Source organism: Fluviicola chungangensis (genome assembly GCF_007558725.1).
Lineage (GTDB): Bacteria > Bacteroidota > Bacteroidia > Flavobacteriales_D > Crocinitomicaceae > Fluviicola > Fluviicola chungangensis.
In genome coordinates, this window is record NZ_VLPL01000012.1 from 76,767 (window position 1) to 93,971 (window position 17,205).

Genomic DNA, 17,205 nt, shown 5'->3' on the forward strand with positions numbered 1-17,205 from the left:
AACTATGGCAAAACCGTTTAAAATTTTCGTTAGTCATGCATGGGACTATTCAAATGACCTTGAAGCGTTACAAAGGCTATTGAATGCAAGGGGTTATTTTAATGTGGAATTTTTAGAGGCGTCAAAAAAAATCCCTATTAACTCAGTAAACGCAAGTTATGTTAAAACAGTACTTAAAAATAGGATAACCGATTCAAACATTGTTCTTGCTCTAGCAGGTGTTTATGCTTCTTATAGCGACTGGATGATTTGGGAGATGGACATTGCATTAAAAAATTCGATACCAATCGTGGGAGTAGTTCCAAGAGGACAAATTAACGTTTCTCGGGAGGTTACATCTAGATCGAAAGAGAATGTTAATTGGTGGACAGAAAGTATAGTTGCTGCCATAAGAAAACATGCTCTATAAGTGGAGTTCTATTAGCTCTTGCAATAAAGAAATTCAAACAATGGATAAAGAGTAATCGAAAAGGTTTTGGTACACCTAATAAATAAATCATTATGATAGAATTTTTAACGAATTCCTGGACAATTGGAATTGGAGGTGGAGTTATAAGTGGACTTATCGTGTTCTTAATAACTAATAAAATTTTTACACGCAGAGAAGATAAAGAGTACACTCAGAAAATAGAAATGGCAAATAAGGAGCTATTATATTGCATTCGCCCATTGATTGTAGGTCAAAATCTGCCAAGTCAAGATTTGATTGACTCGGTAATCTTTTCAACAGCCAGAAAATATGGTGTTGAAATAAATGATCTTTATGAAAACGATGAATTGGCAGAAGATTTAACGAAAGAAATACTTGATACTCCTTTTTTAAATTCAGAAAGCAAACTCAAATATTGTGAGCTAACATCAAAATTAAAGGAATTAGATATAGTTGAAGAGCCGGATGATCAAAAAAGGGAAGTAATTTATATCGAAAAATCTAGACCAATTACGAAAGAATTCTTTAGTATTACTTTGGCAATAATGACAACTTTCACGGTTGCACTGGTTGCATTTATGACTTCAAAATTTGACTTGTCTATTTTGGATAAAGGAGAAGTATTTAAATGGCCTTTGATAATAATTCTGATAACGGTAATGCCAATAATAGCTCTGTTATTGACTAAAGCACTAAAATCTCTTAAACAATTAGATGAAATGAAAGGGATACGAAAAGAAACAAAGGAAAAGACCGATAAAAAGGAGGAAACTAAACAAGATGATTAATCTATATTGTCATTCCGGATATTATTAAACTACAATGCCCCACCCCTTCAACCGTCTCCGCCGCGATTACAAATACGGCGGTGCGCCGCACAAGCCGGTTCTGCTTTTAGCTATTTTAGAATTGATCCGCAAGGGCGAGATTCTCAACAACCGTATTGCTATTACTCCGGAGTTGGTATTGGAATTCAAATCCATTTGGAGCAGGCTGGTGGTTACTCCTCATATCCCGAACTTTGCCCTGCCCTTCTACCACATGAAGTCGGAGCCGTTTTGGAAACTGGTTACATCAGGCGGTATGGAAATTCCCGTTACCTCATCGAACAGCATCCGCAGCCTGAACGCCTTGAAAGAAAGTGTAGCTTTTGCCGAAATCGAACCGACAGTTTTTGCACAAATGCTCGATCCGCTTCACCGCACGGTACTTGAAGAAGCCCTGCTCGACCAATATTTCCCGGAAACCAAAGGCCGGTTCCGTTCCTTGGAAACGGATCTCTTTTCCCAACTGGAAACGGAAATCCTGCGGGAAGATCCGGTGATTTACCGCAAACGGATTGATGAACTGAAAGAAACGCTTTCCAAAGAAGAATTCGAGGAAGAAGTGTTTGTTCGGGGAGGCGTTTTCAAACGGGAAGTGCCGAAGATTTACAACTACCAATGCGCCATTTCCGGCATGCGGATCGAATCTTCTACCAACGCGCAGATGATCGATGCCTGCCACCTCATTCCGTTCGCGGTTTCCAAAGACGATACGATTACCAACGGAATTGCCTTGTCGCCCAACCTGCACCGGGCTTACGACCGCGGACTGATCACCATTACGGAAGATTATTTGGTAAAGATCTCACCGGCTGTTTCGGAAAACGATTCCCCATACTCCCTGGGCCAATTTAACGGAAAACAAATCCTGCTGCCCAAAAACACCGATTATTATCCTTCCGTAGAAAACTTACGCTGGCACCACCGGGAATGCTTTGTAGCTTGCTAAGCCTTCAACTCAACTCCCCCAACTTCCCATAAACTTCCTCCGCAAGTTCCATCAAGGCTTTAGGCGTTCGGTAATTCTCCAAATCATCCGCCTTTTCTATCAGTAATTGGTAGAACTCCTGGTTTGCTTCGGTGTTGCTGATTCCCATCAGCGAGAAGATCACCGTCACATTTCCCAAATAATAGCTGCCGGCTGAAATATCCAGGTTTTCCAATACACCGATCAAGCGGGAAATTTTGATGTCATCTTGTATGAGAAGGATGATATTCGTTTTCATATATCCATTTATACTCGCAATATAAATTGGAAGAATCATCTGATCTATATCCGATTGGATACAAAGTCAAACTATTTTCAATCCCCCAATCCTTCCCCGCAAAACCAATCAAAATCCCCCACACACAACCTATCCTTTTTAATCGAAACGGTAAAAGCTATACTAAATAGAATAAATCAGCGCGACTGGTAAGCGCGCTTAAAATCTGTGCATTTGCGGGAAAAGAAAAAGCACCGCAGGTGCCTGAAGCACTTACAATGTCTCCGCAAAGCCAATCGAAAGCGCACGTAACTCCTGCAAACACAACCGAAGCGCTTACAAAGACGCACACATCTGCTGCAAAGCGATCCGAAACGCTTGCAACGACCGCCGAAACAAAATCGAACGCGGGCTAAGTGCAATCGAAAGCGTCCGAAACAAAATCAAAGACAGCCGGAACAAAAGCGAAAGCCGCCGAAGTTCGTTCGAAAGCAGACAGGTGTCTTGCAAGAGTGGTTGACTAGTAATTAGCATAACACAATTTACGCGTTTGAAAGCAAGAATGATCTACATATAACACGGATCAAAAACGGCCCTTACGCTGAAAATCGTCGTAAACAAGCAAGTGAAGCGTAAAAAGCATTCGCTGTTTGAGTCCGACACGTAGTCGTCGGATGAGTTTTGAATGCTTTCGCGTAAAGCCGCGTAGTTTACAGATTTTTGAGTACAGGCCTAGCCTTTTTGCTTACTTTTTTGGCAATGAAAAAAGTAAGTGCTAATAAAATAGGAAATCGCCCTTGCAAACGCATCCGTTGGATAATCCAAATCCCGCAAAAAAAAGCGCAGAAGTACCTTTCAATCAACAAAACGCCTGATTAACAGCTGTTAACAATTCATTTTCAGGAGTTTGGCACGTATTTTCCAAGGCTCACAATAGAACTTTTAAATCTTGAAAGTCATGAATAAAACCACTTTAAACAAGCGCAGTATGTTCGGGAGTGTACATACGGTGCTGGAAGAAAATCAAACGATCTGGATCAGTGTCCCTGCTTTTGCAACGGCTGTTCAGCAATTCGAAAGTAAACTCTCGGTCCTGGATACGAAACTGAGCGAACAATCGGTAGCAACAACCGGCGTGACCCTGGAAAAACAAGAATCGATGCGGGAGTTGTTCGATGAGATGCTGCTGGTGCACCAGGCGCTCTACCTGCTTGGGAAAGACAGTGAAAACATGGGGTTGCGGGAACGCAACAAGGTCTCCAAATCGAAATTGGGTCGCCTCACCATCGGGAAAGCAAAGGTACACGCCGCCGATCTCAAAAACGACTTGCTGGCTCACGGTTCGTCACTGGAAACATACGGTATCACCCCGGCATTTACAACTGCATTGATCGCAAAGATGGACGAACTGCCGGAACTGGTGGAATCAACACGCATGGCACTGCTGCGCCGAAAAGGGATCACGCAGGCCATTGAAGAGGTACAGGCGAAAATAAGCGAGATCCTCCGCGACCGCATCGACCGGCTGATCAAAGTGTTTAAAAAAGACCATCCGGATTTTGTGCTGATCTATCAGCATGCACGGACCGCCCTCCCGCATTCTTCCCGGGACCGGGATAATGGAACTACCGCATAATACAGACATACATGGTGCGTGCCGTCTTCGACAGCCGCACCTTTTCTTTTTACCACTGATGCACAGATAAAAGGGAGGCGCCTACCGGTCGCCTCTTTCTTTTCCCTGGCAGTATTAGTCATTTGCTTCACTTATTGGACAAGGATTTCGTCTGGATAGCAGTAAAAGAAAAAAGCGCGACTGCCTGTCCCGAGTTACTCGGGGTAAGCGCTAAAAAATCTGTGCATCTGTGGGAAGAAAAAGCACCGCAGGTGCAAACTATTATTCCATGTAACCAATCCACAGGTTCAAAACACCCATATAAGCGCGATTGGTAAGCGCGCTAAAAAATCTGTGCATCAGTGGTAAAAAAATGCATCCCAGATGCAAACCATTATTCTATGTAACCATTCCACGCGTTCATAACACCCATATAAGCGCGACTGGTAAGCGCGCTAAAAAATCTGTGCATCAGTGGTAAAAAAATGCACCGCAGATGCAAACCATTATTCCATGTAACCAATCAGCACGTTCATGACACCAATCCCCCACCTCATGACAAAAAGCAATTTGCAGCTCCAAAAATTCCCTACATTCGGTTCACACTATTCACTCAAGCCTTTCAGACGGACGCGGCCGGTCCGGAAGAAGGAAAAAACGGTGAAGGTGGGCGGTTTCCGAAAAGCCTAAGAGTAGGAGCTAAATATTAAAACTATTCACTATGTCAGCAGGTATTGCAAACTCGTCGGGAACTATCCAATTGGGTAACGGCGCACAATTCTGGGTGTATTTATCCCCACAAAACGACACTTCAAAAATGATCACCAAATGGCAGGTCACTTTCTCCCAGGGAAACTGGAGTGCCAGCATTTCCAGCGATAACCCGACGGAGCAGATCCAAACACCGGGACTTTCCGGAACTTTTGATATCAAAGTTGAATTATGGAGCGGATCTACCAATTCATGGCGCCAGATTCCACCACAACAAGGAAGCTCCAACGAGATCGGTTGCAACAGCAATTGCGCTTCCATGGTAGGGATTGTGGCAGACAGTACCAACCCGATGCCGGGAGCCATCAACGCACATTTCTGGACAACCTGGGATGCCTTTTGCAAAAGAGCTTAAACCACATAAAAAAAACGAGTATGGGAGGTGATTAACCACTCATCATCTTCTCCCACAGACTCGCAGATAATCAGAGGTGCCCGCCACGGCGGGTTGCCTCTTTTTTTGTAACCCTACAAATCTTTGATATTCTTAAAATGCCTGTCCGGTTAATCGCGATTCGAACCGTTTTTAGCCATAAAGCGCTTTATTCTGCGTACCTTCGCAAAAAAGATGTATCATGGAACAGGCTGAATTCTTGGAACAAAAAGTATTTAATGATTTGAAAAACTTGAATGATGGGTTCGACGAGGCGGCCAATCTCCATTTCAACGAATGGGATTTCGCAATCGTATTGGACCGAGCAGAATACTTTGGGATCGGAATCTATGAAATTCAGGCATGGCTTGATGGTGTTTTATTCGATATTGAAGAGCATGAGCATTTCAAAAAGAAAGCCACTGATCCATCGTGGTATAAAAAAGTACTGATGACTTTTACCACACTACAAAAAGGGCTTACGTTTACGGCATCTTATAAAGTTTCCGCAAAGCTTTTGGCAAGGAAATTTGATGTTTAATTGATATTCAAACAAAACAAGAAAGGGCGGAAAATTTCCGTCCTTTCTTGTTTATACATATCATCTTTTTGGCTAAATTATATAGGGAATGCAAAAAAATGATTAAACGATGTACAGTTCAGCTATTCATAAACGCCAAAGCAGGAGATTAAACGGACACGATTATGCGAGTGCAGGTCTCTATTTTATCACGCTAAACACTGAAAACCGAAATAAATTATTCGGAGAAATAAAGAATGGGTTCATGCAATTAAATGAAGCTGGATTGATTGCTCAAAAATGCTGGTTAGAAATCCCGGAACATTTCCCACATGCTACATTGCTTGATTTTGTCATCATGCCTAATCATATTCATGGAATAATTGAGATTATTTACAATCCAGTAGGGGCGAAAAATTTTTCGCCCCTACTGGAACCTCAATCCGGATGTACTTCTCCAACAAAAACAATCGGATCGATTGTTCGGGGTTTTAAAATCGGTGTTACAAAATGGATTAGACAACACACAACAATTCATGAAGTTTGGCAAAGAAATTATTACGATCATATCATTCATGATACTGATTCATTTGAACGCATTTGCAAATATATCCGGGATAATCCAAAAAATTGGAATGAGAACGACCTATCCTAAAACACGTAGGGCTGCGATGAATCGCAGCCCCAGTTCATATCCATGTATCATTCTACCACGTAAACAACGGTCGTGCACTCATCAACGCATTCACTTCCGAACGCACGGATTTGAGCGTTTCTTCGTCACCGATATTCATCAATACGCGGTCGATCAGTTTCACGATCGTTGGGATCTCTGCTTCTTTGATTCCGCGTGAAGTGATTGCCGGTGTTCCTACACGTATACCGGAAGTCACGAACGGCGATTCGGTATCAAACGGAACCATGTTCTTATTTACCGTAATATCTGCCAAAACCAGGTTGTTCTCCGCATCTTTCCCGGTTACTCCCTTGGAGCGCAAATCAATCAGCATACTGTGATTGTCTGTTCCTCCTGAAATGATCTTATATCCCAATTTGGTGAATTCTTCCGCCATCAAAGCAGCGTTCTTTTTCACTTGCGCCATGTATGTTTTGTATCCGTCCGACAAAGCCTCGCCGAATGCCACTGCTTTCGCTGCAATCACGTGCTCCAATGGTCCGCCCTGGATTCCCGGGAATACCGCTGCATCCAGTAGCGCGCCCATCGATTTCGGGTTCCCGTTGTTCCATTTCAACCCGAACGGATTGTCAAAATTGTGACGCATCATAATCACCCCTCCGCGTGGTCCGCGCAAGGTTTTATGCGTCGTTGTAGTTACGATATGGCAGTGGTCCAAAGGATCGTTCAGTAATCCCGCAGCGATCAACCCTGCCGGGTGTGAAATATCTGCCAGGATCAATGCGCCTACTTCATCAGCTATCTTGCGGATGCGTGCATAATCCCAATCACGGGAATAAGCCGAAGCACCGCAAATGATCATTCTTGGTTTTTCGCGCTTCGCCACTTCTTCCATCATGTCGTAATCCACCAAACCGGTTTCTTTACTTACACCATAGAAATGCGGTTCGTACAATTTTCCGGAGAAGTTCACCGAAGAACCGTGTGTTAAGTGTCCTCCGTGGCTCAAATCGAAACCTAAGATCTTATCTCCGGGCTTCAAACATGCCAGGAAAACGGCGGCATTTGCCTGCGCTCCCGAATGCGGCTGCACGTTGGCCCAGGTAGCACCGAATAATTTACACAAACGATCAATTGCAAGCTGTTCTACTTTATCAACGACCTCACAACCTCCGTAGTAACGCTTTCCGGGAAGTCCTTCTGCATATTTATTAGTCAATACGGAACCCATTGCTTCCATCACCTCATCAGAGACAAAATTCTCAGAGGCAATTAGTTCGATTCCATGTTCCTGACGCTGTCTTTCTGCAGCAATTAAGTCAAATACTTCCTGATCGCGTTTCATGCTTATTTTAATTTATTGTTCTATTCCAATTTACTTTCTATCCTTAAAGATCAATCTTTTAAACCGCAGAAATCAGATATGATCTACTGCTGGTTTGAACCTTTTCAACCTTCGAAGCTCATAACGCTTATGCTGAAGCTTCAGCGAAGGCACAGAGCGAAGAAGATTTGACCCCTTTTAAGTCTGGCAAATATAGTTCGATTTCCTCAAAAAACGAGTCTTCTTACAATCGTTTGATCGAATGCAGTTTGTGTGAATGCACTTCATCAATTTTGCGCGTAATTCCTTTGGAACTAAAGTCGTCAATGCGGACATATCCGTGTGCATGAATGATCTCGTCTTTATTGATAAGCAATCCCACATGGTGAATATTCCCGGCATCTGAAATGAAAAAGGCCAAATCGCCGGCTTCGCGGTCCTCGAAATCAATTTCCTGTCCTACTTCCTGCTGCTGCGAAGAATTGCGGGGAAGCTGGTAATTGAAAACCCGGTGGATTTGCTGCATAAACCCGGAACAATCAATCCCGAACATGGTTTTTCCTCCCCACAGATACGGGGCATTCAAATACGTAAGCGCAAAGTCGATCAGGGAATCCGGATCAGCATCCGGTTCGTTCAAAAAGCGGTATTCGAATTTCCCAATTTGGAAAATACCCTCTCCATCTCCCGGACGGTAAAAACCTTTCGGTAAGACTTGTTTCCCTTCCGGTCCTTCTACGAAGCGGAATTCCGAATGCTCCACCACCAACCCGTCGAGCCAGCGGGAAACTTCTTTGTCACGCAAGTCCTGTACCTGTTTCGAGTCGATCCAGCCTTCGTAGCCATCCATAAACGAACGGATATGCAGCCATTGTTCTTTTACTTCCAATATTTCAACCAACTCACCGAAAAGAAGCTGTGTTACAATTTCAGCCCGGTCACTGGCATCTCCGCGAACGGGAGCAATGCTTGCTTTACAAAACGCATGTATTCTGCTCACTTTTTAGGGAATTGAGGATTTTTCGTCAGTTTGAGTGCCTGTTCCATGTGCCGGTCGTTGTGATAAGCCACAAATAACAAGGCATCACCCAATCGCAAACGCACCAGTTTCGAAATGGAGATCGGCACCTTGACTTTCTTCAACGAAACCGCCACCGATTTTTCAATAATCGACAGGAAATCGTTTTGCCCCTGCAGCAAGGTCTTGATCTCTTCGCCCGTCACCAAAGCAGGATTTACCGAAGGATTGTACTCGCCGGGTGCATTGAATTTTCGTTTCACATTGCGGGCGTTCCCGAGTTTCATCGACATCCAGGCAGATTTTCCAAGCGGAGAAGACGTATAATTGATCCGCGGAACCCGAAAACGGGTTTTGTCAATACGGTCATTTAAAGTTGTATGATAAAACCTGGCATAAGCATTCAAATGAGCAAAAATCTCAGCAACACTCCAGGTTGAAGGATTGGGCTTCCAATTCAATTGGTTTTCGGAATAGTTTGAAAACTTCGATTTTAAATGCTGGATATTTTTCTCCGTAATTGTTGCAACTTCGTTGAAGACCCATTGAGTTGTCATATGCTCGAATTTATATCAAATATAACCACAGCAATTTGATTGGCAAAAGTTATACTCAAAAATGCAACCTTTTTAAACATTTTCATATCTTTCAACTATGAAGCCGATTTTTGGAATCTTTTGTATCCTTGTTTTTTGCACGCGATTGTATGCTCAGGAAATCGTGCATCAGCATTCTACGCATTATGCATTGATTGAAAACAAAGGGCAATGGGCCGAAAAAGTACTGTTCCAGTCCAAATCCCAGGGAAACAACATCTGGGTGCAACAACACGGTTTCATTTATGATATCCGGGATTATTCCTCCCTGAAAAAGGCACATACCGAGCATTTTTCCGATGAATCGAGTTCACAGTTCAGAGGCACCCTCGTCGGAGTTGAATTTCTAAACTCTCAGGAAGTCTCCGAAATCAAAAAAGAGAAGCCGCTTTCATACTATTACAACTACTTCATCGGAAATGACCCTTCCAAATGGGCGAGCAACGTAAACAGCTACCAGGAAGCCACATTGCAGAACTTTTATCCGAATATTGATCTCAAAGTCATCGATGCTGCATCCGAATTCAAATACGAATTGTGGTGTGCCCCCGGAACGGATTACAAACAGATTCAACTGAAGATGAAAGGATTTTCAAACATCGTGCTTGACAAATCCGGAAACCTGATTCTCTCAACCGACCTCGGAAAGATTACCGAAAAAAAACCGATCGCATATCAAATGCTGAACGGAAAATTGAACTCCATTCCATGCAAATTCATTTTGAAAGAGGATATCGTTTCTTTCGAATTGGGAAAACACGATGAAAATGCCACGATCATTATCGATCCGGTATTAGTATTCGCGACCTATTCGGGTTCCCCGACTGACAATTTCGGGATGACCGCAACTTATGGTTACGATGGCTCAGCTTATTCGGGAGGAACCATTTTTGGAAATTCCTATCCGACTCCGGATCCTGCCGCTTTCGATGTCACTTCCAATTTTACCTTGACCTACAATGGTTTGAACACAACAGACGTCTTTATCTCCAAATACACACCGGACGGACAGGATATGATCTGGACCGCATTTTTAGGAGGAGGAAATACCGTTCAGGGAACAGAAACCGTTCACAGTTTAATTTGTGACCGCTTGAACAATATTTATGTGCTTGGCATTACAGCATCTACTGATTTCCCGATGCAAAATCCTTTCCAGAGCACACATGGCGGCGGCTCCACGATCAACGTCCAATTCAACGGCGCCAATTTCGGTAGCCAGGGAACTGATATCTATGTATCGAAAATCAGTGCAAACGGGCACAACCTCCTGGCTTCAACCTATGTGGGTGGTTCAGCAAATGACGGTATTAATTACAAGATTAGTTCGGGAAATTATTCTTCGGGAGCAGCTTACGATTCATTAACCACAAATTACGGAGACCAATTTCGTGGCGAGATCATGATCGATTCGGTTGGAAACTGCCTGGTTGCTTCGTGCACCCGTTCAGCAAACTTCCCCACAATGAACCCATTCCAGGCTGCCCTTGGCGGACAACAGGACGGGGTCGTATTCAAACTTTCCTCCGATTTGAGCACCATGCTTTGGGGGAGTTACTTCGGAGGGACTAACAACGATGCCTGCTACTCCGTCAAAATTGATTCCAGCTATAATGTGGTGTTTTCCGGAGGAACGTCCAGTTCCAATATTCCCGGAACGACCGGCGGACTGAACCCCAACTACCTTGGCGGAAAATCAGATGGATTTGTCGGGAAACTGACTCCAAACGGACAAACGCTGATACAAAGTACGTATATCGGGGCCAATCAGTACGATCAAGCCTTTTTCGTAGAAATCAACCGGAACGATGAGATTTTTGTTTTAGGACAATCTGCAGGTGGAAACTTTCCGGTGATCAACTCTCAAAGTTATCCCGGAAGCAGCCAGTTTATCGCAAAATTAAATCCTACACTGACTTCCATCGTCAATTCCACTGTTTTCGGGAACGGCGCTCCAAACATCAATATTTCACCTTCAGCTTTCCTGGTTGATATTTGCGGGAATATGTATGTTTCCGGTTGGGGAGGGAGTGTGTTGCCCGGCGGAATTGCTTTGGCCGGCATGCCCATCAGTTCGGATGCATTTCAAAGTACCCCGCCCAATGGTTTCGATTTTTACCTGTTTGTTTACAAACGGGATTTTTCCGGTTTGTTATACGGAAGTTACCTTGGCGGAAATGCAGCGGAAGAACATGTAGACGGCGGAACTTCCCGATTTGATAAAAACGGCGTGGTCTATCAATCTGTTTGTGGCGGATGCGGTGGGAACAGTGATTTCCCAACAACTCCTAATGCCTGGTCCAATCTCAATCTGAATACCGGCCCGGGAACCAACAACAACTGCAACAACCTCGTATTTAAATTTGATTTCCAGCTGTTGCCGAAGGCCGAATTCACCACCGACAATGTAAACGGTTGCGAAGATTTTACAGTGACATTTACCAATACCAGTCCTCCATCCGATGCGTATGAATGGGATTTTGGAAACGGCCAGGGAACATCCACAGAATATTCGCCAACCATCACCTATACCAATCCGGGAACGTATGTTGTGCGATTAATGGTGACTGACTCCGTTTGTTTGTTGACCGATACTGCAGAAATAACCGTTACCGTTCTGCCGGAAATACAACTGGCGGTTTCCAACGACACAATACTTTGTTCCCCCTTACCGCTTACTTTCACTGCAAATTCAACCGGTACGGCAGATTATTTTGTGTGGTCATCCAATCTGCAATTCACGGATACATTGAATCCAACGGTCGCTGATTCGGTCATTAACGTTACTCCGGGAGCAACCACAACCTATTACGTCAGGGCCGGAAATGCCTATTGTTCCAAAATAGACAGTGTCACGGTCTTTTTCATAGGCGGAAGCCTGAACATAACCGGAAATGATTCCATTTGCCTCAATGAGCCCACAACGCTCACCGCTTTGATCCAGGTTCCGGGAATTACCTTTAATTATACTTGGAGTCCTGCGAATATTCTCACTCCTACTCCGCAGCAAAATGTGGTGATTGCAAATCCGCCTGTCAGTCAATGGGTATATGTGGATGCAAGCGGCTCAAACGGTTGTTTTGACCGGGATTCCATATTTGTTACGGTTGGAAGTATTTCAGGAGCAGTTACTGCCCAGGCAAATCCGGAATACATTGTTCCGGGAGGCAGCAGTACCTTAACCGCTTCACCGGCAGGTTATTCCTATGTCTGGTTCCCGCAAACAGGCTTATCCAATCCGTACAGTCAAATCACCCAAGCCACTCCCGAACAAACAATGACTTACGTGGTAAGCATTACCGATGGGATCTGCACCAAGTCCGCTTCGGTAAAAGTGAATGTCCTGGAGGTGGTTTGTGACCGGACATATGTTTACGTTCCCAATGCATTTTCTCCGAACGGAGATCAGGAAAACGATGTCCTGTATGTCAGAAGTGCCATCGCGACCAAGATCCTGTTCCGGGTTTTTGACCGCTGGGGAGAAATGGTATTTGAAACAACCGATCAAAACATCGGATGGGACGGGACATTCAGGGATAAGCTTTTAAAACCGGATACCTACGACTATTACCTGGAGGCAACCTGTGTCCAGGGAGAACAAAAAATCATCAAGGGAAATGTGACCTTAATCCGTTAAACCTGGATTAATTTTTTGTTAACTCAAATTGATCATTCAGTCAGTCAAAGCCGTAAAATATTTATTCTTAATGCCTTGAGAGGAAATTGATCTTTAGCTTTATTCACTAACTAATTCAAGCATGATCAAATTACTACTGGCAATTCTTGCGTTTACTACTATTGGTTTTTCGGCATATTCTCAGCAAAGCGATCTTGATGGCTCCAAAAGGTACATCAAAATCATTATTGATTCGGAAGTCAGTTCGGAAGCCCAATCAGAAATAACCAACGCATTCAAACAAATTCCCGGAGTGAAAACTTCCCGGATGGACAATACAACCCACATCTTTTTGGGGATCTATGAGCCCAACGAAAATCTGTTGGAACAAACCTTCACAAACTGGTTCACCAACCACGGATATGAGATAGCATGTTACTACGATGCTGTTTATACCGAAGGCGCCATGATTAACCTATCCAAAAACAACTGCCGTTAACCATGAAAAAATTCATACTATTACTTGCTATTTGTCGGGTTGCAGCAACTTTTGGACAATCTGACAATTGCACCGGAACAGTTCCGTCTTTAACTGTGGGAACAACTTGTACTCCAACCTCGTACTCCATTCCGACTTCTTACTTTGATAACTTCAGCTCAGAACCTTCCTGTGGTTATGACGACGTAGACGGATTCTTCCAATTTACGGCAACTTCCACGTATACGACCGTAACGATTACCGATGCGACAGCAAATGGTCCCAACCCGGGATTAATGGTCGTATCCGGGACATGCGGCGGAACACTCACTTCCCTGGGATGTTCACAAAGTACCGCAACAAACGGAAACAATGAAAGCGTTAGTTTTAATACGGTAATCGGTCAGGTGTACCTCATCGTTATTTTTGCAACAAATGCAAGTAATACAGGTCCTCCCAATCAGGCAACCAACGGTACAGTCTGTGTTACGGAAAGTACTTATACCGGACCTGTTGTAGCATCCGAATGTGCAAACTATGTAAACATTTGCAGCAATGCAGGTTTTCAAATTGACCCGAACGGATACGGTTCGATCAACGAAATTCCTGCTTCCGGTTCTTACGGAAATCCGTTGTATGATCCGTTCTGGGGACCGGTGAGTCCATGGGGCGGTGGAAATATGGGTTGCCTTCAGGTAGGAGAAAACAACAGTACCTGGATGGTCATCAATGTCTACACTGCTGGAAACTTATCATTTTCATTCGGTGCAGGAGGAGCACAGGCCGGTTATTATGACTGGATCATGTATCCCTATTCAGGACCAAGTACCTGCAGTGCAATCTCGGGCAACAGCCTCGCCCCTGTCCGGTGCAACTGGAATGCCGTAAATTATGGCGGGACAGGTTTGGCTTCTACTTTGCCTTCCGGGGGAGATTGGGGGAATTATGAACCGCCATTGGCCGTTGCAGCCAATACACAGTACATCATTTGTTTCTCAAACTATAGTTCGGTTGCAACCACCGTGCCTATTGCATTTAGCGGAACTGCAACCGTGGGATGTTCCGCTTTGGGGTTAAATTCCACTAATTTCTCGGTCAATACATTCTGTGAAAGTGGTGACGCACTTATCTCCTGGGATGCTCCCTTAGGGACAACGAACACCTATGAAGTCCAGCGGAGTTATACGGGTGAGGCCTGGGAAATTATCGGAAAAGCAGTGTCTCCTTCCAGTACCGGTGAGGAAAATCAACAGTATACTTTCAGAGATGCATTAGAGCAGAACAAACTGGTTTTCTACAGGCTGAAAGAAATACATGCGGACCTGAGTTCGACCTATTCCGAATTAAAGTCCGTGATCTGCAAACCGGAAATAACCCCGAATACCTTGTCTCCTAATCCTTCATCGGATTTGACAAACCTGACCTATTATTCGAAACAAGCCGGAACATTATACATTTTTGATGCGGTCGGAAGACCCATGGAACAGATCCCGCTGGAGAATACCAACGGTAAAATCGTACTGAAGCCGATAGATGTTTCCGGGCTGCAGGCCGGAGCGTATCGTTTTGTGGTGGACCTGGGCACCGAAGTGACTCCTGTTCAGTTTATTAAGAAATAACTAAATCTGTTATAAGATTTCAATAATAAAAGAGAAAAAGGAATCCTTTTTCTCTTTTTCATTTAGTATCTTTAGAGATATTCTATACTCTTACTTATGAAAAAACAATTACTCACCCTTGGTTTCTTATCAAGTCTTGTAACATTTGGTCAAACATTTACCGATAATTTTGACTCGTATACTGCAGGCCAAAAACTGTGTCCGCAAAGCGGCGGTGCATGGACTACCTGGAGCAATGCTCCCGGGGGAACGGAAGATGTCCTGGTTTCAAATGCCGACGCAGTGTCCGGAAGCAATTCACTGTATTTCTCTACCTCTGCACAGGCAGGAGGACCAACGGATTTGGTACGCAATTTCGGAGTTTTGAATACCGGTCAGTTCGACATGGATTTCAATATCAAAGTTGAAACCGGAAAAGCGGGGTATTTTAACCTTCAGAAAAATGCAACCATCGGCCAGGTTTGGGCAATGGATTGTTTTTTCAATGACAACGGATCGCTTGTAATCAACAATCAGGACGGATTAAACTTTACCGGAGCTTCTTATCCTCAAAATACCTGGTTCAATTTCCACCTTTCGATCAATTTCAACACCAACAACTGGGAAGTTTTTATCGATAATGTTTCAGTGGGCTCCTTTTCAAACCCGGTAAACCAAATCGCATCGATCGATATCTATCCTACGGACCAAAACGCTCCGTATAGCTGCGGTTATTTCATCGATGATTTCCATACGGTGATTACTCCATACACCCTTCCGTCTGTGAACGGGGCAATAAACGGGTTATCTTTCGATCAGGGAACACTGGCCGGAAACGTAGTTACTCCGAAAGTGGTTGTTCGCAACCTGGGAACGACCCCAATCACTTCTTTTGAAATGGACGTGGACTATAACGGAAACAATGTTCACCAGGCCTTTACCGGATTGAATATTGCTTCACTGGCAACTACAACGGTTACATTGACCGGCACACTGACACTTGCAAGCGGGACAATGCCTATGATTGCTACCATAAGCAATGTAAATAATGCAGGAGCAGATATGGATGCGAATGACGATGTGCTTTCCATTAGTTTAAGTCCTTTAACACCGGCGGTCGGGAAAATGGTTGTAGGAGAAGAAGGAACGGGAACCTGGTGCCAGTGGTGTCCGAGAGGAGCTGTTTTCATGGATATGATGCAAACAAAGTACGATCAATATTGGGCTGGAATTGCCGTTCATAATGGAGACCCAATGGTTGTAACGGAATACGATGCAGGGATCGGCGGATTGGTTTCGGGATATCCTTCGGCTTTGGTTGACCGTATGAGTGTAATCGATCCTTCTGAAATGGAAGGCGATTTCCTGACACGTGTACAAGTGGCTCCAACAGCACTGATCACGAACGGTGCAACCTGGAATTCAACAACCCGTGAGTTAAAAGTGTCTACATCTGCCAACTTCCAGTCTTCAGCAACAAGTTCGTATAAATTAGGCATTGTTCTGACTGAAGATGAAGTAACGGGAACCAGCAGCAACTATAATCAAGCCAACGCCTATGCCGGAGGTGGTAATGGTGTAATGGGAGGATTTGAATCCCTTCCGAACCCGGTACCGGCTGCACAAATGGTTTACGATCATGTTGCAAGAGCAATCGAACCAAGTTTTACCGGTTATGCAAACAGTTTTCCTGCTACAGTCAACGCCGGCGAAACACACACAATTACAGCTACGTTTATTTTACCAGCAACCTGGGATGAGACAAAGATCCACATTGTCGGATTGCTGTTTAACCCTGCCGGAAAAATCGATAATGCCGGAAAAGCAACCATTACGGAAGCTGTCGCCAATGGATTCGTAAGCGGAACAGATGTAACAGCAGGATTAAACAACCTGAGTCAAATTGATGACCTGGTACAAGTTTACCCGAACCCGGCTACAACAGCTGTTTCCGTAAGCTTGCAAATGACAGAACAAAGTGAGGTTACTATTTCCGTTACGGACATTGCGGGTAAAGAAATTTCCAGCAAAAACTATGGTCAAATGAACGGCGCATCCGTAATTACAATCAATACGAATAATACACCTGCAGGTGTTTATTTCGTGAACGTAAAAATGAACAACGCAATCACTCAGAAAAAAGTGATTATTCAATAATTCATTCACAAAATAAAACGTAGGGGCGGAAAATTTTCCGCCC

The 17,205-nt window shown here is 44.0% G+C and carries 17 protein-coding genes; 13 read left to right on the forward strand and 4 right to left on the reverse strand.

All coding sequences use genetic code 11. The features are described 5' to 3' along the window. The first annotated feature begins 4 nt into the window (after window positions 1–4). From FO442_RS18065 to FO442_RS18075, 3 genes are all read left to right on the forward strand, one after another. Complete coding sequence (locus FO442_RS18065; RefSeq protein ID WP_144334616.1) at window positions 5–409, forward strand: TIR domain-containing protein; 405 nt, start codon at window positions 5–7, stop codon at window positions 407–409. Window positions 410–501: 92 nt separating this feature from the next. Beyond that, window positions 502–1,218, forward strand: coding sequence for a hypothetical protein (locus FO442_RS18070; protein ID WP_144334617.1), 717 nt, complete (start codon window positions 502–504; stop codon window positions 1,216–1,218). Window positions 1,219–1,252: 34 nt separating this feature from the next. Next, complete coding sequence (locus FO442_RS18075) at window positions 1,253–2,203, forward strand: HNH endonuclease (RefSeq protein ID WP_144334618.1); 951 nt, start codon at window positions 1,253–1,255, stop codon at window positions 2,201–2,203. A gap of 4 nt (window positions 2,204–2,207) precedes the next feature. Here FO442_RS18075 and FO442_RS18080 read toward each other — a convergent pair whose 3' ends face one another. Next, entirely contained in the window at window positions 2,208–2,480 is a 273-nt protein-coding gene (locus tag FO442_RS18080) for a hypothetical protein (RefSeq protein ID WP_144334619.1), read from the reverse strand. Window positions 2,481–2,719: 239 nt separating this feature from the next. On the opposite strand from FO442_RS18080, the gene FO442_RS18795 reads away from it, so the two are divergent. The 6 genes from FO442_RS18795 (at window position 2,720) to FO442_RS18105 (ending at window position 6,393) form a co-directional block, all read left to right on the forward strand. After that, the gene (locus FO442_RS18795) at window positions 2,720–2,875 is read left to right on the forward strand and encodes a hypothetical protein (protein ID WP_186280254.1); all 156 of its coding nucleotides are present in this window, start codon (window positions 2,720–2,722) and stop codon (window positions 2,873–2,875) included. A 542-nt stretch (window positions 2,876–3,417) separates the two neighbouring features. Further along, the gene (locus FO442_RS18085; RefSeq protein WP_144334620.1) at window positions 3,418–4,095 is read left to right on the forward strand and encodes a hypothetical protein; all 678 of its coding nucleotides are present in this window, start codon (window positions 3,418–3,420) and stop codon (window positions 4,093–4,095) included. Between the two features lie 464 nt (window positions 4,096–4,559). Next, window positions 4,560–4,784 (forward strand): hypothetical protein, encoded by a 225-nt coding sequence (locus FO442_RS18090; protein ID WP_144334621.1) that lies wholly within the window; start codon window positions 4,560–4,562, stop codon window positions 4,782–4,784. Between the two features lie 11 nt (window positions 4,785–4,795). After that, window positions 4,796–5,200: a hypothetical protein gene (locus FO442_RS18095; protein ID WP_144334622.1), complete on the forward strand. Its 405-nt coding sequence runs from the start codon at window positions 4,796–4,798 to the stop codon at window positions 5,198–5,200. A gap of 220 nt (window positions 5,201–5,420) precedes the next feature. Next, entirely contained in the window at window positions 5,421–5,759 is a 339-nt protein-coding gene (locus tag FO442_RS18100) for a hypothetical protein (RefSeq protein WP_144334623.1), read from the forward strand. 244 nt (window positions 5,760–6,003) lie between these two features. Beyond that, window positions 6,004–6,393, forward strand: a complete 390-nt coding sequence (locus FO442_RS18105; RefSeq protein ID WP_246073883.1) for a transposase — start codon at window positions 6,004–6,006, stop codon at window positions 6,391–6,393. A gap of 52 nt (window positions 6,394–6,445) precedes the next feature. On the opposite strand, the gene glyA is transcribed toward FO442_RS18105, so the two are convergent. The 3 genes from glyA to FO442_RS18120 all read right to left on the reverse strand — a co-directional run bounded on the left by glyA (window position 6,446) and on the right by FO442_RS18120 (window position 9,274). Beyond that, window positions 6,446–7,720: a serine hydroxymethyltransferase gene (gene glyA, locus FO442_RS18110; protein WP_144334625.1), complete on the reverse strand. Its 1,275-nt coding sequence runs from the start codon at window positions 7,718–7,720 to the stop codon at window positions 6,446–6,448. 223 nt (window positions 7,721–7,943) lie between these two features. Beyond that, the gene (locus FO442_RS18115) at window positions 7,944–8,699 is read right to left on the reverse strand and encodes a C40 family peptidase (protein WP_144334626.1); all 756 of its coding nucleotides are present in this window, start codon (window positions 8,697–8,699) and stop codon (window positions 7,944–7,946) included. After that, window positions 8,696–9,274, reverse strand: coding sequence for a DinB family protein (locus tag FO442_RS18120; RefSeq protein WP_144334627.1), 579 nt, complete (start codon window positions 9,272–9,274; stop codon window positions 8,696–8,698). Before FO442_RS18120 ends, FO442_RS18115 begins: the two co-directional genes overlap by 4 nt. A gap of 97 nt (window positions 9,275–9,371) precedes the next feature. Between FO442_RS18120 and FO442_RS18125 the strand changes: the two genes are divergently transcribed. The 4 genes from FO442_RS18125 (at window position 9,372) to FO442_RS18140 (ending at window position 17,162) form a co-directional block, all read left to right on the forward strand. Next, the gene (locus FO442_RS18125) at window positions 9,372–12,950 is read left to right on the forward strand and encodes a DUF7948 domain-containing protein (RefSeq protein WP_144334628.1); all 3,579 of its coding nucleotides are present in this window, start codon (window positions 9,372–9,374) and stop codon (window positions 12,948–12,950) included. Between the two features lie 121 nt (window positions 12,951–13,071). After that, window positions 13,072–13,428 carry a hypothetical protein gene (locus FO442_RS18130; protein ID WP_144334629.1) on the forward strand — a complete coding sequence of 119 codons (357 nt, stop codon included), beginning with the start codon at window positions 13,072–13,074 and terminating at the stop codon, window positions 13,426–13,428. Window positions 13,429–13,430: 2 nt separating this feature from the next. After that, window positions 13,431–15,026, forward strand: a complete 1,596-nt coding sequence (locus FO442_RS18135) for a T9SS type A sorting domain-containing protein (protein ID WP_144334630.1) — start codon at window positions 13,431–13,433, stop codon at window positions 15,024–15,026. Window positions 15,027–15,122: 96 nt separating this feature from the next. After that, window positions 15,123–17,162, forward strand: a complete 2,040-nt coding sequence (locus tag FO442_RS18140; protein WP_144334631.1) for a T9SS type A sorting domain-containing protein — start codon at window positions 15,123–15,125, stop codon at window positions 17,160–17,162. The last annotated feature ends 43 nt before the right edge of the window (window positions 17,163–17,205 follow it).

Coding starts and splice junctions, on each gene's coding strand:
- FO442_RS18065 (WP_144334616.1), top strand. CDS start 5: ATGGCAAAACCGTTTAAAATTTTCGTTAGTCATGCATGGGACTATTCA.
- FO442_RS18070 (WP_144334617.1), top strand. CDS start 502: ATGATAGAATTTTTAACGAATTCCTGGACAATTGGAATTGGAGGTGGA.
- FO442_RS18075 (WP_144334618.1), top strand. CDS start 1,253: ATGCCCCACCCCTTCAACCGTCTCCGCCGCGATTACAAATACGGCGGT.
- FO442_RS18080 (WP_144334619.1), bottom strand. CDS start 2,480: ATGAAAACGAATATCATCCTTCTCATACAAGATGACATCAAAATTTCC.
- FO442_RS18085 (WP_144334620.1), top strand. CDS start 3,418: ATGAATAAAACCACTTTAAACAAGCGCAGTATGTTCGGGAGTGTACAT.
- FO442_RS18090 (WP_144334621.1), top strand. CDS start 4,560: ATGCACCGCAGATGCAAACCATTATTCCATGTAACCAATCAGCACGTT.
- FO442_RS18095 (WP_144334622.1), top strand. CDS start 4,796: ATGTCAGCAGGTATTGCAAACTCGTCGGGAACTATCCAATTGGGTAAC.
- FO442_RS18100 (WP_144334623.1), top strand. CDS start 5,421: ATGGAACAGGCTGAATTCTTGGAACAAAAAGTATTTAATGATTTGAAA.
- FO442_RS18105 (WP_246073883.1), top strand. CDS start 6,004: ATGCAATTAAATGAAGCTGGATTGATTGCTCAAAAATGCTGGTTAGAA.
- glyA (WP_144334625.1), bottom strand. CDS start 7,720: ATGAAACGCGATCAGGAAGTATTTGACTTAATTGCTGCAGAAAGACAG.
- FO442_RS18120 (WP_144334627.1), bottom strand. CDS start 9,274: ATGACAACTCAATGGGTCTTCAACGAAGTTGCAACAATTACGGAGAAA.
- FO442_RS18125 (WP_144334628.1), top strand. CDS start 9,372: ATGAAGCCGATTTTTGGAATCTTTTGTATCCTTGTTTTTTGCACGCGA.
- FO442_RS18130 (WP_144334629.1), top strand. CDS start 13,072: ATGATCAAATTACTACTGGCAATTCTTGCGTTTACTACTATTGGTTTT.
- FO442_RS18135 (WP_144334630.1), top strand. CDS start 13,431: ATGAAAAAATTCATACTATTACTTGCTATTTGTCGGGTTGCAGCAACT.
- FO442_RS18140 (WP_144334631.1), top strand. CDS start 15,123: ATGAAAAAACAATTACTCACCCTTGGTTTCTTATCAAGTCTTGTAACA.